Raw genomic sequence first — 25,907 nt, 5'->3', positions numbered from 1 at the left:
GCAGGTGTTAGCTTCATCCCGCTAAATGCTTTTAGCGGAGGATCGCAGCTGATCCCCGCGACCCCCACAGCGCACCGCCCGTTCGAAGGAGAACCCGTGAAGCTCTCGCACACCCGCCGCCCGCTCTGGCGCACCGCCGCCGCGACGGTCGCCGTCGGCGCCCTGACCCTCGGCCTCGCCGCCTGCTCCTCCGGCAGCGGAGGGGGAGGGGACGGCCGCGGCGGCCAGCTCACCCTCTGGACCCACAACGCCGGCAACCCGACCGAGCTGGCCGCGATCGAGAAGATCGTCGACGACTACAACGCCAGCCAGGACGCGACCACCGTGAAGGTCCAGGCCTTCCCGCAGGACTCGTACAACGACTCCGTGGTCGCCGCCGCCGCGGCCGGCAAGCTGCCCTGCCTCGTCGACATCGACGGACCGAACGTGCCCAACTGGGCCTGGGCGCAGTACCTCACGCCGCTGGAGCTCGACGGGGTCGACCTCGACGCCTTCCTGCCCTCCGTCAAGGGCGTCTGGAACGACGAGACCTACTCCATCGGCTACTACGACGTCGCGCTCACGATGCTCGCCCGTCAGTCGGTGCTCGAGGCCAACGGCATCCGCATCCCGACCGTGGACGAGCCCTGGACGAAGGACGAGTTCTCGGCCGCCCTCGCCACGCTGAAGGCGACCGGGGAGTGGGAGCATCCGCTCGACCTCGGCACCGCGGGCACCGGCGAGTGGCTGCCCTACGCCTACTCGCCGTTCCTGCAGTCGGCGGGCGGCGACCTGGTCGACCGCGACGGCTACCAGAGCGCCGACGGCGTGCTCAACGGCCCGGCCGCGCTCGAGTGGGCCGAGTGGTTCCAGGGCCTGTTCACCGAGGGCTACGCCGCCAAGAAGGGCGGGGAGGACGCCGCGCTCGACTTCCAGAACGGCGAGTCCGCGATCGTCTACTCGGGCAGCTGGACCTACCAGACCACCAAGGACGTGGTCGGCGACGACCTGCTCGCCCTGCCGAGCGTCGACCTCGGCGAGGGCCCGAAGATCGGCGGCGGATCGTGGCAGTGGGGCGTGACCACGGGTTGCGCCGACACGGCGGCCGCGATGGACTACCTCGCCTTCTCGCTGCAGCCGGAGAACGTCGCGGCCGTGGCCGAGGCGACCGGCACCATCCCCGCCTCCACCGAGGCGGCGGCACTCGTCGACGGCTTCGAGGAGGGCGGCGACCTCGCGACCTTCCGCGAGTACTCCGAGAAGTACGCGGTGCTCCGGCCCGAGACCCCGGCCTACCCGTTCATCGCGACCGAGTTCGGCAGCGTGGTCTCGGACATCATCGACGGCGGCGACCCGCAGCAGGTGCTCGACGCCGCGGTGAAGAGCATCGACGCCAACATCGCGACGAACGACGGCTACTCGCAGAAGTAGTCCTCGGGGGAGGGCTCGCGCAGGGCCCTCCCCCCGGATCTGGAGACGATGATGACCTCGACCCAATCGCCGACGATCGCGCCCCCCGAGGGCGTCGCCGTCGAGACCCTCGCCGCTCTGCCGCACCGGCCCCGCCGACGGCACGACCGCAGCCACCGCCAGGAGCGCCTCGCCGGCCTCGCGATGGTCGCGCCCGCTCTCGTCCTCCTCGCGCTGTTCGTCCTCGTCCCCGCCGTCCTGGCGTTCGGGCTGGCCTTCACGAACGCGCGCTTGATCTCGCCCTACCCGGCCGAGTTCTCGGGGCTGGACAACTTCCTCCGCCTCTTCCAGGACGCGTCCTTCGGCCGCGCGCTGCTGAACGTCGGCTACTTCGCGATCGTCGTCGTGCCGCTCCAGGCCGGTCTGGCCCTGGTGATGGCGATCCTCATCAACACGCGGATCCGCGGCACGACGTTCTTCCGCACCGTCTACTTCCTCCCGGTCGTCACCTCGATGGTGGTCGTGTCGTTGCTCTGGGCGTTCATGTACCAGCAGGACGGCCTGCTGAACGTGATCCTCCGCAACGTCACCTTCGGGCTCGTGCAGGGCCCGGACTGGCTCGGCGACCCGGCGACCTCGATGCCGGCGATCATCCTGATGTCGGTCTGGCAGGGGGTCGGCTTCCACATGATCATCTGGCTGTCCGGTCTGCAGACCATCCCCGCCGAGCTGTACGAGGCGGCGGACATCGACGGCACGTCGACCTGGCAGAAGTTCCGCTACATCACCTGGCCGGGACTGCGCGCGACGCGCAGCCTCATCCTCGTCACCATCACCATCGCGGCCCTCGGCCTGTTCACCCAGGTCAGCGTGATGACCCAGGGCGGCCCGCTCGACTCGACCACCACGGTCGTCTACGAGGCCGTCGAATCCGGATTCCGGCAGCAGGAGACGGGCTACGCCTCCGCGATCTCGCTCGTGTTCTTCGCGATCGTGCTCGTCATCTCGGGCGTCCAGCGGTACCTGACCCGAGAGAAGGCGTGAACCATGGCCATCCCCAAGCCTCTGATCCGCCCCCGCGCCGCGCGCGCACCGCGGCCGCAGCGCTCCCCGATCGGCTGGTACGGCTGGGCGGCCCGCATCGCGCTCGCGGTCGTCTTCACCTTCCCGCTGCTGTTCATGCTGGTCTCCTCGCTCAAGCCCGACCGCCAGATCTTCGGCGACCTGAGCTCGATCGCGGCGTTCCTGCCGGTCGGCAACCTCTCCTTCGACAACTACGGCGCGGTCTTCGACCGCGTGCCGGCCGCGCGCTTCCTGATCAACTCGATCGGCGTCTCCACGGTCACGGTCGTCCTCGGGGTCGTGATCAACAGCCTCGCCGCGTTCGCCCTCTCCCGGATGCGAGTGCCCGGCAAGGGGATCATCCTCACCGTCGTCATCGCGACGCTGATCATCCCGTTCGAGACCCTCGCCCTGCCGCTGGTGTGGTGGGTGAACCAGCTTCCGAACTTCGGTGTCGACCAGTTCGGCGTCTTCTTCTCGAAGGGCTGGCTGGACACCTACCAGGTGCAGATCATCCCGTTCATCGTGAACGCCTTCTCGATCTACCTGTTCCACCAGTACTTCGAGTCGATCCCGAAGGAGCTCGACGAGGCGGCCCGGATGGACGGTGCGGGCTGGTTCACCATCTACCGCAAGGTGGTCATGCCGCTGGCCGGCCCGGCCGTCGCGACCGTCGCGATCCTGACCTTCCTGCCGGCGTGGAACTCCTACCTCTGGCCGCTGATGGTGGTGCAGACCGAGGAGCTGCGGCCGGTGATGCTCGGGGTGCAGTACTTCTTCCAGCTCAACGTGTCCTGGGGCCAGATCATGGCGTACTGCTCGATGATCACGCTGCCGGTGGTCGCGCTGTTCATCGCCTTCCAGCGCTCCTTCGTCAACTCGATCGCGTCGACGGGAGTCAAGGGATGACCGCCGCGGTCGTCCAGCGGCCCCGCCTGCACTTCACTCCGGAGCGCAACTGGCTGAACGACCCCAACGGGCTCGTGTTCTTCGGCGGGCGCTGGCACCTCTACTTCCAGCACAACCCGAACGGCAGCGACTGGGGCGACATGAGCTGGGGCCATGCCTCCAGCGCCGACCTCGTGACCTGGGAGGAGCACTCCGTCGCGCTGCTGCACGGCGAGGACGAGGCCATCTTCTCGGGCTCGGTGGTCGTCGACGTGACCGGGAGCGCGGGCTTCGGCGCCGGGGTCCTCGTCGCGCTCTACACGCTGGACTCGTCGCGAGGGCAGGCGCAGGCGCTGGCCTGGAGCCCGGACGGCTACTCATGGACGAAGCAGGGCGTCGTGCTCGACCGCGGGACGTCCGACTTCCGCGACCCGAAGGTGTTCCGGCACGCCGACCGCTGGGTGATGATCGCGGTGGAGGCGCAGCACCGCGAGGTGCACCTCTTCGCCTCCGACGATCTGCACGACTGGCGGCCGCTCTCGGTCTTCGGGCCCGCGGGCGCGGTGGAGGGGATCTGGGAGTGCCCGGACCTCTTCGAGCTCGACGGGCGCTGGGTGCTCACCGTGTCGCTCAACCCGGGTGGGCCGGCGGGCGGGTCGGGGCAGCAGTACTTCGTCGGCGACTTCGACGGCATCGCGTTCACCGCCGAGCGCTGGGGCTGGCTCGACCGCGGCCGCGACTTCTACGCGGGCGTGACCTTCGACTCCGCGCCCGGTGGCGAGCGGGTGATGCTCGGCTGGATGAGCAACTGGGACTACGCGGCCCAGGTGCCGACCGGGCCGTGGCGGGGCAGCATGACGCTGCCGCGCCGGCTGTCGCTGAACGCCGACAGGGTGCTGCGGCAGAGCGTCGCCGGGGGGCCGTGGGGCGGTCGCGCCGTGCTCGAGCGGCGGGACGAGCCTGTCGACGGGCGTCTCGCTCTGCCGGTCGCGACCGACTGCTGCCGGATCGACGCGGTGCTGCGGCTCGGCTCGGCGCGCGCCGTCGGTCTGCGGTTGCGCGAGGGAGTCAGCGCGGCGACAGTGGTCGCGTGGGACGGCGCGGAGCTGACGGTCGACCGGGGGGCGTCGGGCAGCACCGGCTTCTCGCCCTCGTTCGCGTCGTGCTCGCGGGCGCCGCTCGCAGGAGGCGAGACGGTCGCCCTGTCGATCTGGGTCGACGCCTCGTCGATCGAGGTGTTCGCGGCCGACGGCGCGCTCGTGCTGACCGAGCAGATCTTCCCTGGTGAGGAGGACCTCGGCGTCTCGGTCTTCGCGGCGGGCGGGCGCGCGGCGATCGAGTCGCTGACGGTCACGGTCTTCGACTGAGGCGGGGGTCCCGGCGCCGCGGGTATCGTGAGCGGCATCATGCCCGCTCCCTCCGCCCGCGGCGCCCCAAGCCTCGGCGCCGGAACGCGCCTCCAGCGCCGCGTCGCCGAGGGGCTCGGCCGCGAGATCGCCTCGGGGGTCCGACCGGCGGACTCACAGATCGTGCCCGAGGAGATCGGCCGCCGCCACGACGTGTCGCGGACCGTGGTGCGCGAGGCCTTCCGGGCTCTCGAGGCGCGGGGGATGATCCGGGCCAGGCCGCGCGCGGGGACGCAGGTCCAGCCGGAGAGCTCGTGGAACCTCCTCGATCCCGACGTGATCCAGTGGCGGGCGGCCGGGCCGGCGAGCGAGACGCAGCTGCAGGAGCTCCTCCTGCTGCGCGAGGCGGTCGAGCCGGCCGCGGCCCGGCTCTTCGCGGCGAGCGGCCGGACCGCCCGGCAGCAGGAGCTGTCGGCCGCGGCGGCGGAGCTGGCCCTCGCGGCCGAGGCGCGATCGCTGCCCCGATTCACGAGCGCCGATCAGAGCTTCCACCGGATCCTGGTCGAGGGGTCGGGCAACGCGGTGCTCGCCCAGCTGCTCGGCACCATCGCCGCGGCGCTGGACAGCAGGTACGGCAGCGGCGTTCCGACCTTCACCGCCGCGACCGATCGTGCGGTCGACCAGCATCGGCGGCTCGCGGCGGCGATCGCCGACGGGGACGCCGATCTCGCGGAGAGCGCGGCGCGCACGCTCGTCCGCGACACCGCCGAGGAGATCCGGGCGACGTCGACCGGCCGAGGGACGGCCTGAGCCGAGGCTGGCAGGGGTGCCCTCAGGCGCCAGACTCGATCACTCCGCGGGTGCGAGGCCCTCGTACGCGCGACTGGGGATCTGCGTGGCGAGCTTGCCGCCGCTGACGTCGACGAGCGTGCCGGTGATGTAGCTCGCGGCGTCGCTGGAGAGGAAGCAGAGCAGGTCGGCGATGTCGTCGGGCGTGCCCCAGCGGCGCAGGCTCAGCGTGTCGAGGAGCCGCGCCTTCGCCGCCTCCGGCATGTCCGCGAAGCCGTTCATCGCGGTGGGGATCATCCCCGGCGCGTAGGCGTTGACGGTGATGCCCCACGGCCCGAGCTCGCCGGCGAGGACCCGGGTGAACTGCACGACGGCCGCCTTCGAGGCTCCGTAGGCGGCGGCGCCGATGCTCGGGACGATCGCGGCGAACGAGGCGGCGTTGATGATGCGACCGCCGCCGCGCGCCTTCATCACCGGGACGACGGACTGCGAGACGAGGAAGGTGCCGCGGACGTTCACGTCGAACGCGGCGTCCCAGCGCGACGGATCGAGGGTCTCGATGGTGCCCTCGACGTTGATGCCGGCGTTGTTGACCAGGACGTCGACGTGGCCGAACCGCTCGACCACCGCGTCGATCGCCGACCGCACGGACGCCGGATCCGTGACGTCGCAGACCAGCTGCTGCGCGTCGCCCGAGGGGGAGGGGAAGGCCAGGTCGAGGGCGGCGACCCTCGCGCCCTCCGCGAGGAAGCGGTCGACGATCGCGCGGCCGATGCCGCGCCCGCCGCCGGTGACCACGACGACCAGACCGGTGAGATCGATGAGCACGGCAGCCTCCTATTAGTATGATTAATCGATCGTCACCGTAGCATCGAAGGGACGCCCCATGGACACCGAAGTCGCTCGCAGAGTCGCCTGGATCACGGGAGCCGGCTCCGGGATCGGGGCCGCGTCGGCCGAGCGCCTGGCGGCGTCGGGCTGGACGGTGGCACTCAGCGGGAGGTCCCGCGAGCGCCTCGACGCCGTCGCCGAGCGGATCGGCAGTGCCGGCGGGGACGCCCTCGTCGTCCCCCTCGACGTGAGCGACCGGGAGGCGGTGCCCGCTGCCCGGGACGCGGTGCTGGCGGCGACCGGCCGGATCGACGCGCTGGTCCTCGCGGCCGGGCTCAACTCCCCGCGGCGGACCTGGGGGGACCAGCGGCTGAGCGAGCTCGAGGAGATCGTGCGCACCAACCTGCTGGGGCCCGTGGGCGTCATCGACGCGGCGCTGCCCGAGCTGAGGGCGCACGCCGGCGCGGTGATGCTCGTCTCCTCCTACTCGGCCTGGGCGTTCGCCCCGATCGCGGGGGTCGGCTACAGCGCGAGCAAGAAGGCGCTGGCCGAGATCGCCCGCACTCTGAACGCACAGGAGGCCGCCTCCGGGATCCGCGCCTGCCACCTCTGCCCCGGCGACGTCGCGACGGACTTCCTCCGCCACCGGCCGCAGGTGCCGGACGACCTCGCGCGCGCGGCGATGCTCTCGCCGGACGACGTGGCCCGCGCGGTCGAGTTCGTCCTCGACTCGCCCGCCCACGTCCGCATCGACGAGCTGGTGATCTCGCCGGTGTCGCAGCGCTGACGGCGTCCGGGCCTTCGTCGGCGGTCGCGCTCGTGCCGGGCTGTGTCCGCACGTCCGCGGACGGCCGACCCTGCTACTTCGGAGTCGGCTGCGTCTTCGGCTGGGAGGGAGACGCAGCCGACTTCCCGACGGAAGTACTGCTGCGGGTGACGTATCGGCCGGTGGTCGGGCTGATCCGCGCGCCGCTGACCCGGAAGCCGCCGTTGCCGAGGCTCTGGAACGAGTTGCTGCTGCTGTTCGTCATCGCTGTCTCCCTGTCCTCTGTCGATCGTAGTTGCGTGAGGAAGCTCGCACGAGGGAGTCGCTCAGCCGTTCGCTCCACGCGTTCGCGATGTCCAGCACCTGCTCGAACCACATCGCCTTCGACATGGAGAACGCCTCTGCGGTGCCGGGGAGGCCGACGCTCAGCACCGCGGTTGCGATATCCGGCAGACCCGCGAACGACACCCTGATCGGAAGGGCGAGCACCGTGCCCCAGCGATTCGTTCCGGCCGGGTCGAGGTTCTGGAACACGATGCTCTCCGCACCGAGGGTCCGGCCGGCGACCCAGGCGCTGTCGTGTCCGCTCGGCACGAGGCGGATGTCGCACGCTGCACGGTAGGTCCGGTCCTGGGACGCGTACCGCCCGACGCTGCCTGCTCCGTCCGCGAGCCACAGGCTGACGCCGAGCTGCTCGACGTCGAAGGCGTCGCGCAGCGACCGCGCGTCGTCGTCGAGCGCATCGGAGTACTCCGGCTGGCGGACGTCGAAGCCGTCGACGTGGAGATCCCAGAGCGCGGTCGCCCGCTGCTGGGGCGAGCGGTATCGAGGACGATGCAGATGACGGAGCTCGCGGATGATCTGCGCGGCATCGGTGAAGTCCTCGAGGAGGATCGGCTGCAGTCCGGCAGCCCTCCACTGCCCGGCGAGGGCGCTCTTGATCTCGTCGAATCGCTCTCTCGAGACGCCGAAGGCCTGGCGCGCGAGAAGTACCAGCGCCGCGTTGCCGTTCGGCGAGTCGGCGAGAGCGACGTGGAGCCAGCGCCGGACGTCCGGATCGCGGTAGGACGTTCCGGCGATGACGATGGCGCCGTCCTGCGCCGCCTTCGTGAGCAAGCGCTGCTGCCAGCAGTCCTGGTCGCCGAGCAGCTCGTTGTAGTCGGACAGGGTGAGGACGACGCCCTCGCTCCGCGAAGGGGAGGCGATTCCGTGCAGGTGGTGCACGACGTACGCGGTCGAGGACACCTCGTCGTCGACGCGGCCCTCCGCGGTCCCTTCGATGTCGACGGCGTCCTCGAGGAGGACGTCGAAGTTCAACGTCGCCACCGTGGTCTCGTCGGTTCCCCCAGCGAGGGCGTGGCCGGCGGCCGCGAGATGCAGCGATGAGGGCGACAGATCCTGCAGCCCTTGGTAGAGCGCGGCCCTGACGCGCTGGTCCCACCGGTTCAGAGTGCTCTTCGCGGCTTCAGCGACGAGGAGTGGATCCTGCCGCTGCACGAGCTCCTGCGCGGCGGTCTCCGAGCGGACGGCTCCACTCTTCAGGAGGAGCCGAACGGCGAGTTCGTCCCACCCGGGCAGCCCCGATGACGTCGATGCACCGGCGCCGAGCAGCAGGGTGACATGTCGATCGATGCCGGAGTCTCGGAACGGAGCCAGGACATCCGCGTTCAGGTCGGGGGCGCTCACCAGCGCATGATGCCATGCGGGTCAGCTGCGCTCGGCGGCCAGGCGCGACATGTTCTGATCGGTCGGGGTGGGTGGGTCTCGATACGCCCCTGCGGGGCTGCTCGACGTGCAGGAAGAGGCCTGCCCGACCGGAAGCATGCTGGTCGAGTAGCCGCGGGACGCGGCGTATCGAGACCCGGCGTCAGCCGGAGGACTCGCGGGGGACGAGGCGCACGGGCATCGAGCGGACGCCTGCGGTCGCGCGGCCGTGGATGGCGTGGGAGAGCTCCTCGGCGGCGGCGCGGCCGAGGGCCTCGAGCTGCATGTCGATGCTGGTGAGCGGGGGGCGGGCGGCCTCGACGAGGAGGTCCCAGTTGTCGAAGCCGACGACGGCGACGTCGCGCGGCACCGGGTGGCCGCTCTCGCGCAGGTGGTCGAGGGCGCCGCGGGCGATCTGGTCGCTCGCGCAGATGATCGCGTCGAGGTCCGGGTGCGCGGCGAGCAGCGACTCGGCGCACTGGCGGCCCCAGCTCTCCGACCACTGGCCGTAGAGCACGTCGCCGCCGACCAGCGGGAGCCCCGCCTCCGTCAGCGCGCGCTCGACGCCGCGGGCGCGGTCGTGCGCGGCGGTGTAGCTGGGCTCGCCGTTGATCAGCGCGATGCGGGTGCGCCCGCGCTCGATCAGGTGGCGGGCGGCGAGCACGCCGGCGAGCGTGTTGTCGGGGGTGAACGAGGAGTCGCGCTCGTCCTCGGAGGGCGCGTAGGCGTAGACGACCGGGACGGGGATCGTCGCCGTGATCGACGGGCGCGGGTTGGTCGTCCGGCCGAGCACGACGATCCCGTCGACTCGCTTGGCCAGCAGGTTCTTGATGTGGTGCTGCTCGCGGATCGAGTCGCCGCGGGCGTCGCAGAGGAACACCGAGGTGGAGCCGGCGCCGAACGCGTCCTCGGCGCCCAGTAGCACGGGCAGCACGAAGCGGTTGTCGAGGTCGTTGGTGAGCATCCCGATGGTGCCGGTGCGGCGCGAGTTGAGGGCCTGCGCGAACGGGTTCGGGGTGAAGGAGAGCGCGGCGGCGGCGTCGAGCACCTTCTGGCGGGTCTCGGCGCGGACCTGGTCGCGGCCGTTCAGCGCCTTCGACGCGGTGGCGATCGAGACGCCGGCCTCGCGGGCGACGTCGGTCAGCGTGATGGTGCCCGTGGGCTTGCGCGGCGCGATGACGTCCTCCTTCCACGGGACGCCGGTGCGCCCTGGACGATCCTCGCACAGGATCCCGCGAACCGAAAACACCGAAAACGCGACAACTCTTGACTCGACCTTCCCGCCGTGTCTACTTTGAACCCGCAGAAAGTAGTTTCGGTCCGGCGGTCGCCGAGACCGGCCAGCACCACCCGTCAACGACGAAGGGAACATCCGCGATGAAGAGGAAGCACACTCGGGGCCTCGCCGCCGCCGTCCTGCTCGGGACCGCAGCCGCAGCGCTGACCGGCTGCGCGGGAGGCTCGGGAGGCGACTCCTCCGCCGCCGGCGGCACCTACACCTTCTGGGACCCGTACCCCCAGTTCGACGAGTCGTCCGACTGGGCGAAGCTCATCGACTCCTGCGGCACCGAGGCCGGCGTCACCGTCGAGCGCACCGGCTACGACACCACCGACCTGACCAACAAGGCGCTCCTCGCCGGGCAGCAGGGCAGCTCGCCGGACATCCTGCTCGTCGACAACCCGGTCGTCTCCACGCTCGCCGAGTCGGGCATCCTGACCACCACCGCCGAGAACGGCCTCGAGACCGGCGACATCGACGCCAACATCCTGGCAGCGGGCGAGGTCGGCGGCGACACCTTCGGCGTCCCGATCGGCGCGAACACGCTGGCGCTGTACTACAACAAGACCGTGCTGGCCACGGCCGGCGTCGACGTCTCCTCGATCACCGACTGGGCGAGCCTCACCGCCGCGCTCGAGAAGGTCACCGCCTCGGGCGGCAAGGGCATCACGTTCTCGGGCATCGGCACCGAGGAGGGCACCTTCCAGTTCCTGCCCTGGTTCTGGGGCTCCGGCGCCGAGCTGACCGAGCTCGACTCGGACGCCGCCGTGGACGCGGTCTCGCTGTGGACCGACTGGCTGAAGAAGGGCTACGCGCCGAACTCCGTGATCGGCAACACGCAGACCACCAGCTGGCAGGAGTTCGAGACCGGCGAGTACGCCTTCGGCGAGAACGGCACCTGGCAGCTCGCGAACGCCAAGGCCTCCGGCATCGACTACGGCATCCTCACCATCCCGGCGAAGGACGGCGGCTCGGCCCCCGCTCCGACCGGCGGCGAGTTCCTCACCCTGCCCGTGCAGAAGGACGAGGCGCGCTACGAGACGTCGACGGCGATCGCCGAGTGCCTCACCTCGACGGACAACCTGGTGACGACGGACGACACGCTGTCGTACATCGCCCCGACGGCCGCGGCGCAGGAGGCGCAGGTCGCCGGGAACGCCGACCTCGAGCCCTGGGTCGAGGCCGTCCAGGCCGCGAAGGGCCGCACCTCGGACGACCTCGGGACGAAGTACCCGAAGATCTCCGAGCAGCTCTGGTCCGCGGTGCAGACCGCGCTGAGCGGCTCGCAGTCGCCGGCCGACGCGCTGAAGGCGGCGCAGTCGGCGGCCGAGTCCGCGACGCAGTGATGAGCGGTGTGGAGGCCCTTGCTGATCGAGCGGCTTGCTCTGCGGGCGGCTCGAGATCCGCCGGCGTCGGAGGGGCGGTCTGCAGGCCCGAGGTTCTTGCGGTGGTGGGTCTCGATACGCCCCTGCGGGGCTACTCGACCAGCATGCCGGGGGCGCTGCGGGGCTACTCGACCAGCATGTGGGGCGCCTCCGGGGCGCTCCGGACACGGGAGGAACGATGACGACGGCCACCGAGACGGGGCGGCTGCTGCGCCGCGAGGCGGAGCCCGGGGTCGCGGCCGTTGCGGCCGCGGCGCCGAGGCGGCGGCGGCGACCGGGCGGGCAGCTCGCGGCGTGGGCGTTCCTCGCCCCGCTCGTCGTCTACCTGCTCGTGTTCTACGCCTTCCCGCTCTACCGCAACCTCGAGCTGAGTCTGAAGGACTACACGGTCCGCTCCTTCGTCCAGGGCAACGCCCCGTTCGTCTGGTTCGACAACTACGTGCAGGTCTTCCGCGATCCGACCTTCGGCCCCGCGCTGCTGCACACCGCGGTGTTCACGGGAGTCTCTCTGGTCTTCCAGTTCACGCTGGGGCTCGCGCTCGCGGTCTTCTTCTACCGGCGCTTCCCGCTCGCGAGCACGCTCCGGGCGCTGTTCCTGGTGCCGTGGCTGCTGCCGCTGATCGTCTCGGCCTCGACCTGGTCGTGGATGCTGAACAGCGACTCCGGGATCGTCAACGCGTTCCTCGAGTCGTTCGGGATCGGGCAGATCAACTGGCTGACCTCGCCGTCGACCTCGCTGATCGCGGTGCTGATCGCGAACATCTGGATCGGCATCCCGTTCAACCTGGTGATCCTCTACTCCGGTCTGCAGAACATCTCGCAGGACCTCTACGAGGCGGCCTCGCTCGACGGCGCGACCGGCGCCCAGCAGTTCTGGCGGATCACGCTGCCGCTGCTGCGACCGGTGTCGGCGATCACGATCCTGCTCGGCCTCGTCTACACGCTGAAGGTGTTCGACATCATCTGGATCATGACGAAGGGCGGGCCGGCCGACTCGTCGACGACCCTGGCGACCTGGACCTACCAGCTCGGCTTCGGCTCGATGCTGCCCGACTTCGGCCCCGCGGCGGCGGTCGGCAACCTGCTGATCATCCTCGCGCTGGTCTTCGGCCTGATCTACATCCGCGTCCAGCGGAAGCAGGCCGACGCATGAGCGCCCGGCGCCCCTGGTGGCTGACCCTCGTGGGCGTGCTGCTCACCGCGGTCATGCTGTTCCCGGTCTACTGGATGATCAACGTCTCGCTGACGCAGACCGGATCGATGCGGAAGGATCCGCCGGACTGGTTCCCGTTCGCGCCCACCTTCTCGGGCTACCAGGCCGTGCTGAGTGAGCAGCTGCCCTACCTCGGCACCAGCCTGATCGTGGGCCTCGGCACGGTGCTGCTGACCGTGGCGATCGCCGCTCCGGCCGCGTACTCGCTCGCGAAGCTGCGGCCGCGCGGCGGGCAGGGGCTCTCGTTCGTCCTCCTGATCGCGCAGATGATCCCGGCGATCATCATGGCGATGGGCTTCTACGCCATCTACCTCAACCTGGGTCTCTTGAACTCGATCCCGGGGCTGATCGTGGCCGACTCGACCATCGCGGTGCCGTTCGGCGTGCTGATCTTCACCGCGTTCATGTCCGGCATCCCCGACGAGCTGACCCAGGCCGCGCGGATGGACGGCGCGAGCGCCTGGCGCACCTTCACCTCGGTGATCATGCCGATCAGCCGCAACTCCGTCGTCACGGTGTCGCTGTTCGCGTTCCTCTGGGCCTGGTCGGACTTCATCTTCGCGTCGACCCTCGACAGCGGCGGGAAGCTCCAGCCGATCACGCTCGGCATCTACAAGTACATCGGCAACAACAACCAGGAGTGGAACTCGATCATGGCGACCGCCGTGGTCGCCTCGCTCCCGGCCGCCCTCCTCCTCGTCGTCGCCCAGCGGTACGTCTCGGCGGGTGTCACCGCCGGTGCCGTCAAGGACTGACCCTCTTCCTCCTAGGAGATCCTCGTGACCCTGACCACCACCGTCGCCCTCGGCGGCCCCGTCGCCCCGACCGCGGGCGCGCTCCGGCCGCTGCGCCAGGACGAGATCCGGCTGACCGGCGGCTTCTGGCAGCACTACCAGCGGCTCGGCGCGGACGCCGTGATCGGGCACTGCCTGAGCTGGATCGAGCGGGTCGGCTGGGCCGGCAACTTCGACCGCGCGGCGGCCGGCACGATCTCCTCGGCGGCCGGCGGCGACCGGCACGCGGGTATCGAGTTCGTCGACTCGGAGGTCTACAAGCTGCTCGAGGCGATGGCCTGGGAGCTGGGCCGCTCCGATGATCCGGAGCTCGCCGCGCAGTACGAGGCGCTGGTGCTGCGGGTCGCGGGGGCCCAGGACGAGGACGGCTACCTGCACACGAGCTTCGGCCGGCCGGGGCAGCGGGCGCGCTACTCCGACCTGGAGTGGGGGCACGAGCTGTACTGCTTCGGCCATCTGATCCAGGCCGCCGTGGCGCGGCTGCGCACCGGGCACGACGACCTGCTGCCGGCCGTGGCGCGGCGCCTCGCCGACCACGTGATCGCGGTGTTCGGGGCGGAGGGACGTGTCGCGGTCTGCGGGCATCCCGAGATCGAGCCGGCGCTCGCCGAGCTGGCGCGGGCCACCGGCGACGGGCGGTACCTGGAGCAGGCGCGGCTGTTCGTCGAGCGGCGCGGCACGGGGACGCTCGGTCCGATCGCCTTCGGGCCCGAGTACTTCCAGGACGACGTGCCGGTGCGCTCGGCCGAGGTGCTGCGCGGGCACGCGGTGCGGGCGCTGTACCTCTCGGCGGGGGCGCTCGACGTCGCCGTGGAGACGGGCGACGCGGAGCTCGAGGCCGCGGTGCAGCGGCAGTGGGCGGCGACGGTCGCGCGCCGCACCTACCTGACCGGTGGGATGGGCTCGCACCACCAGGACGAGGCGTTCGGCGCCGACTTCGAGCTGCCGCCGGACCGCGCCTACGCCGAGACCTGCGCGGCGATCGCGTCGAACATGCTGTCGTGGCGCCTGCTGCTGCGCTCGGACGACGCGGCCTACGCGGATCTGATGGAGCGGACGCTGCTGAACGCGGTGCTGCCCGCGACGCGCGAGGACGGGCGCGCCTTCTTCTACACGAACACGCTGCAGCAGCGGGTCGACGGGGTGGCGCCGGACGAGAGCGTCGAGACCGACCGGGCGCAGTCGAGCCTGCGGGCGCCGTGGTTCTGGGTGTCCTGCTGCCCGACGAACACGGCGCGGACCCTCGCGAGCGTCGAGCTGAGCTTCGCGACCGCGACGGACGACGGGGTGCAGCTGCACCAGTACGGGGCGTACCGGGTGACGACGGGCGACGTGTCGCTCGAGGTGGAGACCGCGTACCCGGAGGACGGCGAGATCGCGGTGCGGATCCTCGCGGACGCGGAGTTCGCGCTGACGCTGCGGATCCCGCCGTTCGCGCGCGGGACGGCGCTGCTGGACGGCCAGGCGGTGGACGCGGGGCTCTCGACGGTGACGGTGCGGCGGGCGTTCGCGGCCGGCGACGTGGTGCGGCTGTCGCTGCCGATGCCGGCGCGCTTCGTGACGCCGCACCCGCGGATCGACGCGGTGCGCGGCCAGGTCGCGGTGGAGCGCGGGCCGTTCGTGCTGGCGCTGGAGTCGCTCGAGCTGCCGGAGGGCCTCGACACCGAGCACGTCGCGGTGGACGCTGAGGTCTCGCCGGTCGCTGTCGGCGACGGCGCCCGGGTGGCGCTCGTGCGCCGCGACGCCCCGGCGTCCCCGTGGCCCTACTCCGTGCCGGCGGAGCTCGGCGAGCGCTTCACCGCCGAGTTCCACCCCTACTACCGCTGGGCGAACCGCGGCCCCTCCACGATGCGGATCTGGACGCCGACGCTCTGACGCGCCTCCCGCGAGATGCCACTTGTGCACGCCTTTTGCGGCGTGTCACGCGCACAAGTGGCATCTCGCGGCGCACTCACGTCGTCCGTGGACACCCATGCTGGTCGAGTGGCCCCGGAGGGGGATTCGTGCTGGTCGAGTGGCCCCGGAGGGGTATTCATGCTGGTCGAGTAGCCCCGGAGGGGCGTATCGAGACCCGACGTCCCTGGGAAGGCGGGTCTGCAGGCCTCCCTGCTGACGGTGGGGGATCTCGATACGCCCGCTGTGCGGGCTGCTCGATCATCAAGGGGGGCCCGCTGTGCGGGCTACTCCAAAGGGGGCCCGCTGTGCGGGCTGCTCGATCGGCAAGGGGGGCGCCACGCGGGCTTCTCGGTCGGCGCGCTGCTGCGAGATGCCACTTGTGCACGCCTTTTGCGGCGTGTCGTGTGCACAAGTGGCATCTCGCGGAGGGGGTCAGTGCTCGCGGCGGGAGGGGACGTCGGCCGGGGTCTCCAGGGGGGCGTCCTGGACGGTGGTGCGGTCGGACCTCGAGCGGTCGCCGCGGGTCTTCAGGAGGCTGGCGATCGTGGCGACGGCGATCGTGGCGCCGATGAAGGTGAGCGAGAACCAGATCGGGATCTCGGGGACCCAGAGCAGGGGCTCGCCGCCGTTGATGAACGGGACCTCGTTGACGTGCAGGGCGTGGAAGACGAGCTTCACGGCGATGAAGCCGAGGATGACGGCCAGGCCCTGGCTGAGGTAGACGAGGCGCTCGAGCAGTCCGCCGATCAGGAAGAACAGCTGGCGCAGACCCATTAGCGCGAAGGCGTTCGCGGTGAAGACGATGTAGGCCTCGTTGGTCAGGCCGTAGATGGCGGGGATCGAGTCGAGCGCGAAGACGAGGTCGATGAAGCCGATGGCGACGATGGTCAGCAGCATCGGGGTGACGAAGCGGCGGCCGTCCTTCTTCACGGTCAGCTTGTCGCCGTGGTACTCGTCGGTGACGGGGAGGACGCGGCGCACCAGGCGCATGAAGGCGTTGTTCGAGGGGTCGCCGTGGTCGCCCTTGATCTGCTGGTAGGCCAGCACGAAGAGCAGGGCGCCGAAGAGGTAGAAGACCCAGGAGAAGTTCTCGATCAGGGCCGCGCCGACCGCGATGAAGCCGCCGCGCATGATCAGCGCGATGACGATGCCGATCATCAGCACCTTCTGCTGGTACATCTTCGGCACCGCGAACCCGGTCATGATGATCAGGAAGAGGAAGAGGTTGTCGAGCGACAGCGCCTTCTCGGTGAGATAGCCGGCGAAGTACTCGCCGCCGTAGCGCCAGTCGGCGACGAAGCCGATCCCGACGCCGAAGAGCAGCGCGAGGCCGATGTAGAAGGCCGACCAGCGGGCGGACTCGCCGATGGTCGGCTCGTGCGGCTTCCGCACGTGCGCGAAGAACTCGTAGACGAAGAAGGCGATCGTCACGGCGATGGTGATCAGCCAGATGACGGGAGTGATCTGCACGGAGTGCTCCAAGAGGGTCGGTCGATGAGGGACCAAGGTCTCCTCCACTCCGGCCGCGACCTCTCGGAGGTGGTGGCGGAGCCGATGGCCCGGGACGCTCATTCGCATCCGTAATGACGGGCTCACCGCAGTCGGGAGTACTCCCCTTGCTGTCTGCGATTCTACTCAGGGACCGCGTGCACAAGGCTGGGAGAGTACCGATACGTCGCTTCTGGATCCATACCGCTCTATATTGGATCCAGCGGCAGCGTGCCGCGTGAGAGGCGGCGCATGGCCATCCAGACGGTCCTCGGCCCGATCGAGGCGGCGGCGCTCGGCGTCGTGTCGATGCACGAGCACCTGCTGACCGACGCGAGCGCGCTGCAGCGGCCCGGCGTCGAGGCGCTCGATCCCGACGCCCCGGTCACCGCCGAGCTCGCGGCCGCCCTGCGCTGGAGCCAGCTCGCGCTCGCCGACAACCTCCGCCTCGACGACGTCGAGCTGCTCGCCGACGAGCTGCGCGCGGGAGCCTCCGCGGGGCTCACCGCCGCCGTCGACCTCAGCTCGCTCGGCTTCGGCCCCGACCACGCCCGACTGCCCGCCCTGTCCGGCCAGGCGGGCGTCGCGATCGTCGCCGGCTACGGCGCCTACCTCCCGCGCCTCCTGCCCGAGTGGTTCCTCGCGCTCGACGTCGACGGCCGCACCGGGCTCTTCACCCGGGCGCTGACGGAGGCGATCCCCGGCACGACCTACCGCGCGGGACTCCTCGGCCTGATGGGCACGACCGGCGCCTTCGCGACGCCCGAGGGGGAGCAGGAGCGGATCAGCCTCACCGCCGCGGCGCGCGCTGCCGCCGCCACCGGCTCCGCGATCACCGTCCGGCTCGCCGCCGACGCCCGCAACGGCCTCGAGGTCCTCGCGCACGTCGTCGCCGAGGGAGTGGATCCCTCCCGCGTCGTGTTCAGCACCGTCGACGAGTTCCTCGACCTGCCCTACCTCCGCGACCTCGGCGGGGCGGGCGCCGTGCTGGAGCTCTGCTTCGGCAACGAGGGCGCGCACGTCGGCCGCATCCGCAACGCGAGCGACCCGCAGCGCCTGGACGCGCTGCTGGAGCTGCTCGGCACCGACCCCGGCATCCGCTGGGTGCTCGGTCACAGCACCTGGACGAAGGGCCAGCTGCGCCGCTTCGGCGGGCACGGCTTCGACCACCTGGGCGCGCGCGTCCTGCCGGGGCTCCGCGCGCTCGGCGTCGCGGACGACGTGCTGTGGCGGATGAGCGTCGAGGAGCCCGCTCGACTGCTCGATCGGCCGTGACCGACCGGCCCTGACCGACCACTCCGGCCCGACCACCCCGCCCCGCCCTCCGGCCCGACCACCCTGCCCCGCCCTCCGGCCCCGAAGACTCCGGCCCCGACCCGGCCCCCGATGAGAGAGACGCAGACCCCATGAGAGACACCCTCGCCCCGCTCGCGCCGATCGAGCCCTTCCTCGTCGACGGCGCCTGGCTCGCTCCCGAGGGCGCGGAGCTGCTCGACGTCGTCGATCCGGCCACGGAGGAGCTGCTCACCCGCGTCCCGCAGGCCGGCCCCGCCGAGATCGAGGCGGCCGTCACCGCCGCCCGCCGCGCGCACGACGACGCGCGCTGGAGCGGGATGAGCCCGCACGATCGCAGCCGCATCCTGAACCGCATCGCCGACCTGATCGAGGAGCGCCTCGAGGAGCTCGCGGTGCTCGAGACCCGCGACAACGGCAAGCCGATCGAGCGCTCGCGCGCCGACACCGCGACCTCGGCCCGTGTCTTCCGCTACTACGCCGGCGCCCCCTCGCGGCTGACCGGCACCGTCGTGCCCGTCGACGCGCAGCACCACGTCTACACGACGCTCGAGCCGGTCGGAGTCGCGGCGCTGATCCTGCCGTGGAACTTCCCGATCATGACGGCGAGCTTCAAGCTGGCGCCGGCGCTCGCCGCGGGCTGCACCGTGGTCGTGAAGCCGGCCGAGCAGACTCCGCTGACCATGCTGCGCCTCGCGGCACTCTGCGAGGAGGCGGGCGTCCCCGCTGGAGTCGTCAACGTGCTCACCGGCGACGGCCGGGTCGGCGCGGCGCTCACCGAGCACCCGCTGGTCAGCAAGGTCTCCTTCACCGGCAGCACCGAGGTCGGCCGCAAGGTGATGCGCGCCGCGAGCGAGGACTTCACCCGCTTGACTCTGGAACTGGGCGGCAAGAGCCCGAACATCGTGTTCGAGGACGCGGACCTGGACGCCGTGGTGCTGACCGCGATGCGGGCGTCGTTCGGCCACTCCGGCCAGATGTGCACGGCGGGCAGCCGGCTGCTGGTGCAGCGCTCGATCCTCGAGGAGACGACGGAGCGCCTGGCCGCGGCGGTGCGGAAGGTCGCGCTCGGCGACGGGCTGGCCGGCGGGGTGACCGTCGGGCCGCTGGTGTCCGAGGAGCAGCGGCAGCAGGTGCTCGGCTACATCGCGCAGGGCGAGGCGGAGGGCGCGGTCGTCGCGGTGGGTGGCGGCGTGCCGGACCGGCCGGGCTACTACGTCGAGCCGACGCTGTTCACGGGGGTCACGAACACGATGACCATCGCGCGCGAGGAGATCTTCGGCCCGGTCGTCGGTGTCATCCCGTTCGAGGACGAGGACGAGGCGGTGGCTCTCGCCAACGACCAGACCTACGGCCTCGCCGCGGGGGTGTGGACGAACGACCTGGCGCGGGCGCACCGGATGGGGCGGCGGCTGCGCGCGGGAACCGTGTGGGTCAACACGTACAACCTGTTCGATCCGGCGCTGTCGTTCGGCGGCGTGGGGGAGTCGGGGCTGGGGCGCGACCTGGGCGAGGAGGCGCTGCGCTCGTTCTGCGAGCTGAAGAGCGTGGTCGTCGCGCTCTGAGCCCGGCGCCGGTTCGATCTGCAGGCGATCGGCGCGGGAACGGGCTGATCGCCGCGTCACTTCGTCTCCTGACGGGGCGGTCGCCTGCAGATCGGACAGCAGCCCTCCGCAGTGCAGGTGCGCGTCCGTTGTGCAGGTGCGCGTCCGTTGTGCAGGTGATGCGGCGCGGAAGCCGCTTACCGGCGCGAGGGCGGGGGCAGGAGGGGCGGATCGCCTGCGGATCGGACGGGGGCTGCCCGTCAGATCCAGCCGTTCTCGCGGGCCTCGATCACGGCGCGCTGGCGGGTGTCGACGTCGAGCTTGCGCAGGATCGACGAGACGTGGTTGCGCACCGTGCCCGCGGACAGGTGCAGCGCCTTGCCGATCTCGCCGGTGGTCTCGCCGCGGGAGCCGGCGCTCAGGACGTCCAGCTCGCGGTCGGTGAGCGGACTGCGCGTGGTCGCGAGGGCGTCGGCGGCGATCTCGGGATCCACGTAGCGGCGGCCCGCGGCGACCTGGCGGATCACCTCGGCCACGTCCTCCACCCGCCGCGACTTGGGCAGGAAGCCGCTGACCCCGACGGCCAGCGCACGGCGCAGCACGCCGGGCCGCGCGTGCCGGGTGACCACGATGACGCGGGTCGCCGAGACGCGGCGCAGGCGCTCCGCCGCCTCGATGCCGTCCATGCCGGGCATCTCGACGTCGAAGAGGCAGACGTCGGGCTCGAGGCGCACGGCCTCGGCGACCGCCTCCGCGCCGTCGCGGCACTCGCCGACGATCTCGAGGTCCGGCTCCAGCCGGAGCAGGGCGGCGAGGGCGGTGCGGATCATGTCCTCGTCGTCGGCGAGGAGCACCCGGATCACGCGGCGCCGCCGGGCAGACGCGCGTCGAGCTCGAAGGAGCGGCGCGCGGTGCGGGTGTGCAGAGTGCCGCCGGCCCGCTCGATCCGCTCCGTCATGCCGAGGACGCCGGAGCCCTGGACGCCGGAGCCTCCGCCCGCCTCCGCCCCCTCCGGCACGTCGTTCACCGCCTGGAAGCGCCACGACTCCGCCTCGCGCGCCAGCCGCAGCCGGGCCGACTCGCCGCCGCCGTGCTTGAGGATGTTGGTCGTGCTCTCGCGGATCACCGGCCCGAGCACGTCGGCGGGGGCGCGGTCCGCGTCGGGATCGACGGCCAGCTCGACCCGCAGCCCTGCAGAGCGGAGCAGGTCGGCGGCGTTGGCGAGCTCGTCGGCGAGCGAGACGCTGCGGAAGCGGGTCGCCAGCTCCCGGGTGCCGGTGCGCGCGCCGTCGACGGAGCGCTGCGCGGCGCGGAGCTGTTCCAGGGCGCCGTCCGGATCGTCGCGGAGCAGCCGCTCGGCGAGCTCGAGCTGCAGGGCGATGACCTGCAGATGGTGCCCCTGGAGGTCGTGCACGTCGCCGGCGAGGATCAGCCGCTCCTGCGCGGCCGCCAGGCGCCCCTCCGCCACCCGCGCGCGATCGAGCTCGCGGACGATGTCCCACCACCAGAGCATGCTGACGATCGCGAGGGGCAGCGCGGCCGCGAACCCGAACAGGACCGGCGCGGCACCCGGTGCGAGCGACAAGGGCGTGGTGCCGATCGCCTGATCGTGCTCGAGCCAGGCGCTGACGGCGAGCAGCGCGGTGAGGAACGTGGTGACCCGCCAGCGGATCCCGCGCGGCCAGGGCAGCAGCACGACGAGCACGAAGGCGAGCGAGAGCGGGAGGGTGGGGCTGCCCGCCGCCAGTCCGGTCGCCGCGGCGCCGACGAGACCGAGGGCCTGGAGTCCGAGGGTGGCGGGGCCGACGCGCGCCGGGGCGTCCCGGTCGGCCCGGCGGTAGCGCTGCGCGGAGACGGTGAAGACCGCCGCCCAGACCGTGGCGCCGAGGAGGTAGCCGACCACCCGCCACGGCGACGGGTCGCCGACCAGGAGCGGCACCAGCCAGACGAACAGCACCGCGAGCACGAACGAGCCGGCCGAGAGCAGCGTGTACCACCAGGTCGCGGCGACGCCCTTGCCCGAGGGCGGAGCGGCGGTCGTCTCGGCGGGAGGGAGCAGCGCGGTCGGCATGCGGCCAGGGTACGACCATGACAGTTGTCACCCCCCGGGCGGCCGTTCCTCCCGACCGGCGGTGACGGGAGGGCACTGCCGGGCACCCCCTGCGCCGGGCTGGGATGGACATGTCCCGATCGACGGGGCAGCGGTTCAGCCGCTCAGCCAGAAGGAGACACCGCCATGTCGACCATCGTCAGCGACGCGATCCTCGGATTCCAGGGCCTCATCCAGGACGTCCCCGACCTCGTCCAGCCGCTCGTGGTGGCGCTCGCCGGAGCCGTGCCGTTCATCGAGGGCGAGGGCGCCGCGACGATCGGCATCATCGGCGGGATCCACCCGGTCGTCGCCGCCGTCTCGGCCGCCGCGGGCAACTTCCTCTGCGTGGCGCTGCTCGTGCTCCTCGGCGCGGGCGTCCGCTCGGCGATCACCGGCCGGAAGCCGCGGAGGCGCGCCACGGCACGCCGCGAGAAGTTCCAGCGCGCGTTCACCCGCTACGGGGTCCCCGGCGTGAGCCTGCTCGGCCCGCTGCTGCTGCCGACCCACTTCACCGCGGTGATGCTCGCCGGCGCCGGCATCGCGAAGGGCCGCGTCCTGCTCTGGCAGGGCATCGCGATCGCACTGTGGACGACGGTCTTCACGGTGATCGTGTCGCTGGCGATCGGCGGCGCGGGGCTGGCGTGACGGGGGCAGTGAGGGAGAGGACGTGGGGCCTCCCGTCATGCTGGTCGAGTAGCCGCGCAGGGGCGTATCGAGACCCGCGGTCGTCAGGAGGGCGGGTCTGCGGACTCCGGTTCTGACGGTGGTGGATCTCGATACGCCCTCTGCGAGGGCTACTCGATCAGCGTGATGTTCCTCGCCCTGGCGCGGATTCCGCGCCTGCGGCGGCAGCTCGCGCGGCGCTTCCGGCACCCTCGTCTCGACGCTTTCTCGTCGAGGAGGAGAAGAGGAGGGACGGAGCTGTGTGCATCGAGGAAGTCGGACCGGTCGAGGCCGTGCAGGCCTTCGCGGCCGCCTACGACGAGTGGGCGCAGGGCGGCTACACGGCGAGTGTTCCGGAGGAGCTGGCGGACGCGGTGACCGAGAAGGGGTTTCCGGGCCTCGACTCGGATGCTCGGTGGTACTCGCGGGGCAAGGTGAGGCAGGTCGGGAGCATGGTCGTCTCCGAGGTCGAGCTGCTGTCGAACTCGGGTACCGACGCCGTCGTCGGGGCGCTCCTGGACACGACGGGCATCCGCGTCCTCGCCAACGGCAAGGAGACGTTCCGCAGCACCGAGGAGGCGGACCTGATCCACCGCGTGCGGATCGGCCTGGTCTTCGACGGCCGCTGGCGGATCGACGTGATCGACACAGTGGACTAGCGGCGGACGGACGCCGCGGGTGCGCAGAAGTTGTCGTGGTGGGTGCTCGAGTACGACAACTTTTGAGGAGTGGGAGAGGCAGCGCGCGCGTCAGGTGGGGAGCGGGCGGGACGACGCGGCCAGGCGGCGGACGGCGTCGCGGGGGGCGTGGGCGACGCGGGGGGACTCCGCGAGGAGGAGGGTCGTGCGGGCGGCGCCGTACTCGGGCCAGTCGGGACCGGGGGTGCCGGTGGCGGCGAAGGCGGACCAGTGGCGGGTGAGGGTGTCGCGGAGGGACGCGGGGGCGGCGTCGCCGACCTCGGTGCGGGCGAGGTCGGAGTCGTCGAGGTGACGGAAGAGGAACGGGAGCTCGAGGGAGTGGCCGGCCCGCCGCGCGCCGGCCGAGGCGGGCTGCTCCCAGGTGAAGAGGTACGCGCGGGTCGAGCCGGTCGCGCCGGCGCGGGCGTCGAGGAGGCGCTGGCTGGGCTGCCGGTAGTTCGTCTCGGCGAGGCACGTCTCGAGCAGCTCGGCACCGGACACCTCGCGGCCGAGGTCGGCCTGCAGGGCGGCGGCGAACGCCTCCGTCCGGTGGCCGCGCGACGCGGGCCAGTGCGGCAGGAGCAGCGCCAGCTCGCGCTCGAGGAGGTCCGGCGACGGGTCCGGGCCGCCGGGATCGACGAAGCCGGAGCCCTCGTTCACGTTCGTGCCGACGATCAGATCCACCGTCGAGGACGCTCCGGCGGCGACCGCGTCGACCGGCGCGGCGGGCAGCACGCGGCCGTCGAGGCTCGGCCGGAAGGCGGGCGTCGGGTTCGGGTGCCCGGCCGAGCGCCGCTCGATCAGGCGCTGCTGGGCGGCGACCACGTCCTCCCAGGGCAGCGTGAGCAGCCGCGACGGGTCGTCCGCCAGGCCCAGGAGCGCGAGCAGCTCGGCGGTGACGCCCTCGCCGAAGGCCCGCGAGCCGATCCGCTCCGGATTGCCGCTCTGCAGCACAGCCCGCTGGAAGAGGCCGGCGGCAGCGGGCGCGGCGAGCAGCGCCGACACCAGCACCGCGCCCGCGGACTGCCCGGCGAGCGTCACCCGCGACGCGTCCCCGCCGAACGCGGCGATGCCCGAGCGCACCCAGCGGAGCGCGGCGATGACATCGAGCAGGGCGAGGTTCGCGGAGTCGGCGTACTCCGCGCCGAGCAGGTGCTCGAGGGTCAGGAAGCCGAGGGCGCCGAGCCGATGAGCGACGGAGACGACGACCATCCGGCCCGCGGCGGCGAGGCGCGCGCCGTCGGACAGCGGCTCCGCGTTCGATCCGACGACGTGCAGGCCGCCGTGCACCCAGACGAAGACCGGCAGGCCGCGGGCGGCGGGATCGGGCGTCCAGGTGTTCAGGTGCAGCGAGTCCCGCTCGGAGACGGGCGCGTCCGCGAACGGCTGCGGCGCGATCGGCCCGCGCGAGGTCGCCGGGCGCACACCCGCCCAGGGCTCCACCGCGGCACCGGGCCGGAAGCGCTCGGCCACCCGCAGGTACGGCACGCCGAGGAAGGCGTGAGCCGCCCCGTCCGGCGTCTCGATCACCCGCCCGCGCACCGTGCCGCCCGGAGTGACGACCTCGGTCATGCCGGCTGGTGCAGCACGGGCCCGTGGCCGGGCGAGAGCGTGCTCTGCAGCACGAGGGAGGAGGCGCCGATCGCCGCGGCGTCGCGCGGGTTCGCGGACAGCTCGACGCTGATCGGATGCGCGCGGCGGGCGAAGCGGCGGGCCTCCAGCCGGGAGCGCAGCGCGCGGGTGTAGATCGAGCCGGCGATCGCGACGCCGGGGCCGGTGAGGACGAGCGCGTCGAGGTCGAAGAGGTTGGCGAGGGTGACGGCGCCGTCGGCGAGGTGCCCGGCGGATCGCTGCAGCAGCGCCTCCGCGGCGGGGTGGCCGTTGATCGCGGCGAGACTCAGCACGTCGAAGTCGCGGGCGTTCTGCTCGACCTCGAAGGTGAGGTCGAGGTCGGCGAACGAGCCCCGATCCGCTCCCGCGTCCTCGACCACGACGGAGGGCGCCGCGTAGCGCTCGAGGCAGCCGATGTTGCCGCAGAAGCACTCCCGGCCGCCGGGCGCGATGGTGATGTGGCCGATCTCGGCGGCGTTGGAGCTCGCGCCGCGGAAGAGGGCGCCGTCGAGGACGATCCCGGCGCCGATCCCGGTGCCGATGTAGATGCTGCCGAAGGTCTCGTGCCGCGAGACGCCGCGGCTCCAGAACTCGCCGATGGCGGCGGCGGCCGCGTCGTTGTCGAGCAGGATCGGGATGCCGAAGCCGGCGCCGAGCTTCTCGCGCAGCGGGAAGTCGCGCCAGCCCTGCAGGGTGGGCGGGCCGAGGATGCGGCCGGCGGCCTGGTCGATCGGGCCGGGCGCGACGACCGCGACGCCGGCGATGGTGCGGCGGTCGAGGCCGGTGCCGCGGACGAACGCGGCGTAGCCGTCGACGATCCGCCGGGTGACCTCCTCCGGGGCCGCGAGCGCCGCCCCGCGGATCTGCTGGCGCGCGAGCACGCCGCCGCCGGCGTCGGTCGCCACGAAGGTGATCGACTCGAAGCCGAGCTGGACGCCGACGCCGATCCGCGCCCGGGTGTTGATCTCGAGCATCTGCCGCGGCTTGCCGCCGCTGGCCGTGGAGCCGGTCTCGCGGACGATGCCGTCGGTGAGCAGCTTGCGCACGATCAGCGAGATCGACGGCTGGGTCAGGCCGGTCGCCGAGGTGAGCTCGACGCGGCTGATCGGCCCCGACGAGCGGATCAGGTCGACGACGAGGGCGCGGCTGCCCGGGGCCGCGGGGGTCGCCTCACGACGCGCCATGCCTGCTCCTCAC

Annotated in this window: 23 protein-coding genes; 14 read left to right on the top strand and 9 right to left on the bottom strand. The window is 72.0% G+C overall.

Going from position 1 to position 25,907, the window contains the following annotated elements; translation table 11 throughout:
* The first annotated feature begins 96 nt into the window (after window positions 1-96).
* The 5 genes from EDF35_RS06650 (at window position 97) to EDF35_RS06630 (ending at window position 5,495) form a co-directional block, all read left to right on the top strand.
* Complete coding sequence (locus EDF35_RS06650; RefSeq protein ID WP_133961287.1) at window positions 97-1,410, top strand: extracellular solute-binding protein; 1,314 nt, start codon at window positions 97-99, stop codon at window positions 1,408-1,410.
* A gap of 51 nt (window positions 1,411-1,461) precedes the next feature.
* Window positions 1,462-2,433 (top strand): sugar ABC transporter permease, encoded by a 972-nt coding sequence (locus EDF35_RS06645; protein WP_133961285.1) that lies wholly within the window; start codon window positions 1,462-1,464, stop codon window positions 2,431-2,433.
* 135 nt (window positions 2,434-2,568) lie between these two features.
* Window positions 2,569-3,360 carry a carbohydrate ABC transporter permease gene (locus EDF35_RS06640; protein WP_243839891.1) on the top strand — a complete coding sequence of 264 codons (792 nt, stop codon included), beginning with the start codon at window positions 2,569-2,571 and terminating at the stop codon, window positions 3,358-3,360.
* Window positions 3,357-4,706, top strand: coding sequence for a glycoside hydrolase family 32 protein (locus EDF35_RS06635; protein WP_133961281.1), 1,350 nt, complete (start codon window positions 3,357-3,359; stop codon window positions 4,704-4,706). The genes EDF35_RS06640 and EDF35_RS06635 overlap by 4 nt, the downstream gene beginning before the upstream one ends.
* A 39-nt stretch (window positions 4,707-4,745) precedes the next feature.
* A complete protein-coding gene (locus tag EDF35_RS06630; protein ID WP_133961279.1) occupies window positions 4,746-5,495 on the top strand; it encodes an FCD domain-containing protein in 750 nt (249 codons plus the stop codon).
* A gap of 39 nt (window positions 5,496-5,534) precedes the next feature.
* Here the strand turns inward: EDF35_RS06630 and EDF35_RS06625 are convergent, their stop codons facing one another.
* Window positions 5,535-6,302, bottom strand: coding sequence for an SDR family NAD(P)-dependent oxidoreductase (locus EDF35_RS06625; RefSeq protein ID WP_133961277.1), 768 nt, complete (start codon window positions 6,300-6,302; stop codon window positions 5,535-5,537).
* A 58-nt stretch (window positions 6,303-6,360) separates the two neighbouring features.
* Between EDF35_RS06625 and EDF35_RS06620 the strand changes: the two genes are divergently transcribed.
* Window positions 6,361-7,092, top strand: a complete 732-nt coding sequence (locus EDF35_RS06620) for an SDR family NAD(P)-dependent oxidoreductase (RefSeq protein WP_133961275.1) — start codon at window positions 6,361-6,363, stop codon at window positions 7,090-7,092.
* A gap of 73 nt (window positions 7,093-7,165) precedes the next feature.
* Here the strand turns inward: EDF35_RS06620 and EDF35_RS20720 are convergent, their stop codons facing one another.
* From EDF35_RS20720 to EDF35_RS06610, 3 genes are all read right to left on the bottom strand, one after another.
* Window positions 7,166-7,336 carry a hypothetical protein gene (locus tag EDF35_RS20720; RefSeq protein WP_166674030.1) on the bottom strand — a complete coding sequence of 57 codons (171 nt, stop codon included), beginning with the start codon at window positions 7,334-7,336 and terminating at the stop codon, window positions 7,166-7,168.
* Window positions 7,333-8,397: an SIR2 family protein gene (locus EDF35_RS06615; RefSeq protein ID WP_166674029.1), complete on the bottom strand. Its 1,065-nt coding sequence runs from the start codon at window positions 8,395-8,397 to the stop codon at window positions 7,333-7,335. The genes EDF35_RS20720 and EDF35_RS06615 overlap by 4 nt, the downstream gene beginning before the upstream one ends.
* A gap of 541 nt (window positions 8,398-8,938) precedes the next feature.
* Window positions 8,939-10,024: a LacI family DNA-binding transcriptional regulator gene (locus tag EDF35_RS06610; RefSeq protein ID WP_347876893.1), complete on the bottom strand. Its 1,086-nt coding sequence runs from the start codon at window positions 10,022-10,024 to the stop codon at window positions 8,939-8,941.
* A gap of 128 nt (window positions 10,025-10,152) precedes the next feature.
* Between EDF35_RS06610 and EDF35_RS06605 the strand changes: the two genes are divergently transcribed.
* The 4 genes from EDF35_RS06605 (at window position 10,153) to EDF35_RS06590 (ending at window position 15,321) form a co-directional block, all read left to right on the top strand.
* On the top strand, window positions 10,153-11,400 hold the full coding sequence (locus tag EDF35_RS06605; protein WP_133961269.1) for an extracellular solute-binding protein: 1,248 nt from the start codon (window positions 10,153-10,155) through the stop codon (window positions 11,398-11,400).
* A gap of 217 nt (window positions 11,401-11,617) precedes the next feature.
* A complete protein-coding gene (locus tag EDF35_RS06600; RefSeq protein ID WP_133961267.1) occupies window positions 11,618-12,592 on the top strand; it encodes a sugar ABC transporter permease in 975 nt (324 codons plus the stop codon).
* On the top strand, window positions 12,589-13,407 hold the full coding sequence (locus EDF35_RS06595) for a carbohydrate ABC transporter permease (RefSeq protein ID WP_123447302.1): 819 nt from the start codon (window positions 12,589-12,591) through the stop codon (window positions 13,405-13,407). Before EDF35_RS06600 ends, EDF35_RS06595 begins: the two co-directional genes overlap by 4 nt.
* 24 nt (window positions 13,408-13,431) lie before the next feature.
* Window positions 13,432-15,321: a beta-L-arabinofuranosidase domain-containing protein gene (locus EDF35_RS06590; RefSeq protein WP_133961265.1), complete on the top strand. Its 1,890-nt coding sequence runs from the start codon at window positions 13,432-13,434 to the stop codon at window positions 15,319-15,321.
* Between the two features lie 453 nt (window positions 15,322-15,774).
* Here the strand turns inward: EDF35_RS06590 and EDF35_RS06585 are convergent, their stop codons facing one another.
* Window positions 15,775-16,812 carry a TerC family protein gene (locus EDF35_RS06585; RefSeq protein WP_132437290.1) on the bottom strand — a complete coding sequence of 346 codons (1,038 nt, stop codon included), beginning with the start codon at window positions 16,810-16,812 and terminating at the stop codon, window positions 15,775-15,777.
* Window positions 16,813-17,082: 270 nt separating this feature from the next.
* Here EDF35_RS06585 and EDF35_RS06580 point away from each other — a divergent pair, with 270 nt between their 5' ends.
* Window positions 17,083-18,105, top strand: a complete 1,023-nt coding sequence (locus EDF35_RS06580) for a phosphotriesterase (RefSeq protein WP_133961261.1) — start codon at window positions 17,083-17,085, stop codon at window positions 18,103-18,105.
* 131 nt (window positions 18,106-18,236) lie between these two features.
* Window positions 18,237-19,688 (top strand): aldehyde dehydrogenase family protein, encoded by a 1,452-nt coding sequence (locus EDF35_RS06575; protein WP_133961259.1) that lies wholly within the window; start codon window positions 18,237-18,239, stop codon window positions 19,686-19,688.
* Between the two features lie 239 nt (window positions 19,689-19,927).
* Here EDF35_RS06575 and EDF35_RS06570 read toward each other — a convergent pair whose 3' ends face one another.
* Both EDF35_RS06570 and EDF35_RS06565 read right to left on the bottom strand, forming a co-directional pair.
* Complete coding sequence (locus tag EDF35_RS06570) at window positions 19,928-20,530, bottom strand: response regulator transcription factor (RefSeq protein ID WP_123731474.1); 603 nt, start codon at window positions 20,528-20,530, stop codon at window positions 19,928-19,930.
* Window positions 20,527-21,738 (bottom strand): histidine kinase, encoded by a 1,212-nt coding sequence (locus EDF35_RS06565; RefSeq protein WP_133961257.1) that lies wholly within the window; start codon window positions 21,736-21,738, stop codon window positions 20,527-20,529. Before EDF35_RS06565 ends, EDF35_RS06570 begins: the two co-directional genes overlap by 4 nt.
* Window positions 21,739-21,903: 165 nt before the next feature.
* Here EDF35_RS06565 and EDF35_RS06560 point away from each other — a divergent pair, with 165 nt between their 5' ends.
* Together EDF35_RS06560 and EDF35_RS06555 are read left to right on the top strand one after the other, a co-directional pair.
* Window positions 21,904-22,404 (top strand): small multidrug efflux protein, encoded by a 501-nt coding sequence (locus tag EDF35_RS06560; RefSeq protein WP_133961255.1) that lies wholly within the window; start codon window positions 21,904-21,906, stop codon window positions 22,402-22,404.
* 278 nt (window positions 22,405-22,682) lie between these two features.
* On the top strand, window positions 22,683-23,081 hold the full coding sequence (locus tag EDF35_RS06555; protein ID WP_133961253.1) for a hypothetical protein: 399 nt from the start codon (window positions 22,683-22,685) through the stop codon (window positions 23,079-23,081).
* A 90-nt stretch (window positions 23,082-23,171) separates the two neighbouring features.
* Here the strand turns inward: EDF35_RS06555 and EDF35_RS06550 are convergent, their stop codons facing one another.
* The gene (locus EDF35_RS06550; protein WP_133961251.1) at window positions 23,172-24,671 is read right to left on the bottom strand and encodes a carboxylesterase family protein; all 1,500 of its coding nucleotides are present in this window, start codon (window positions 24,669-24,671) and stop codon (window positions 23,172-23,174) included.
* Complete coding sequence (locus EDF35_RS06545; RefSeq protein ID WP_133961249.1) at window positions 24,668-25,894, bottom strand: ROK family transcriptional regulator; 1,227 nt, start codon at window positions 25,892-25,894, stop codon at window positions 24,668-24,670. Before EDF35_RS06545 ends, EDF35_RS06550 begins: the two co-directional genes overlap by 4 nt.
* Window positions 25,895-25,907: the final 13 nt, after the last annotated feature.

Origin of the sequence: Rathayibacter sp. PhB151, assembly GCF_004366415.1 — a bacterium.
Classification (GTDB): domain Bacteria; phylum Actinomycetota; class Actinomycetes; order Actinomycetales; family Microbacteriaceae; genus Rathayibacter; species Rathayibacter festucae.
This window is presented reverse-complemented; position numbering and strand designations above follow the sequence as displayed.

Coding starts and splice junctions, on each gene's coding strand:
- EDF35_RS06565 (WP_133961257.1), bottom strand. CDS start 21,738: ATGCCGACCGCGCTGCTCCCTCCCGCCGAGACGACCGCCGCTCCGCCC.
- EDF35_RS06635 (WP_133961281.1), top strand. CDS start 3,357: ATGACCGCCGCGGTCGTCCAGCGGCCCCGCCTGCACTTCACTCCGGAG.
- EDF35_RS06640 (WP_243839891.1), top strand. CDS start 2,569: ATGCTGGTCTCCTCGCTCAAGCCCGACCGCCAGATCTTCGGCGACCTG.
- EDF35_RS06550 (WP_133961251.1), bottom strand. CDS start 24,671: ATGACCGAGGTCGTCACTCCGGGCGGCACGGTGCGCGGGCGGGTGATC.
- EDF35_RS20720 (WP_166674030.1), bottom strand. CDS start 7,336: ATGACGAACAGCAGCAGCAACTCGTTCCAGAGCCTCGGCAACGGCGGC.
- EDF35_RS06575 (WP_133961259.1), top strand. CDS start 18,237: ATGAGAGACACCCTCGCCCCGCTCGCGCCGATCGAGCCCTTCCTCGTC.
- EDF35_RS06595 (WP_123447302.1), top strand. CDS start 12,589: ATGAGCGCCCGGCGCCCCTGGTGGCTGACCCTCGTGGGCGTGCTGCTC.
- EDF35_RS06580 (WP_133961261.1), top strand. CDS start 17,083: ATGGCCATCCAGACGGTCCTCGGCCCGATCGAGGCGGCGGCGCTCGGC.
- EDF35_RS06645 (WP_133961285.1), top strand. CDS start 1,462: ATGACCTCGACCCAATCGCCGACGATCGCGCCCCCCGAGGGCGTCGCC.
- EDF35_RS06545 (WP_133961249.1), bottom strand. CDS start 25,894: ATGGCGCGTCGTGAGGCGACCCCCGCGGCCCCGGGCAGCCGCGCCCTC.
- EDF35_RS06600 (WP_133961267.1), top strand. CDS start 11,618: ATGACGACGGCCACCGAGACGGGGCGGCTGCTGCGCCGCGAGGCGGAG.
- EDF35_RS06605 (WP_133961269.1), top strand. CDS start 10,153: ATGAAGAGGAAGCACACTCGGGGCCTCGCCGCCGCCGTCCTGCTCGGG.
- EDF35_RS06560 (WP_133961255.1), top strand. CDS start 21,904: ATGTCGACCATCGTCAGCGACGCGATCCTCGGATTCCAGGGCCTCATC.
- EDF35_RS06630 (WP_133961279.1), top strand. CDS start 4,746: ATGCCCGCTCCCTCCGCCCGCGGCGCCCCAAGCCTCGGCGCCGGAACG.
- EDF35_RS06620 (WP_133961275.1), top strand. CDS start 6,361: ATGGACACCGAAGTCGCTCGCAGAGTCGCCTGGATCACGGGAGCCGGC.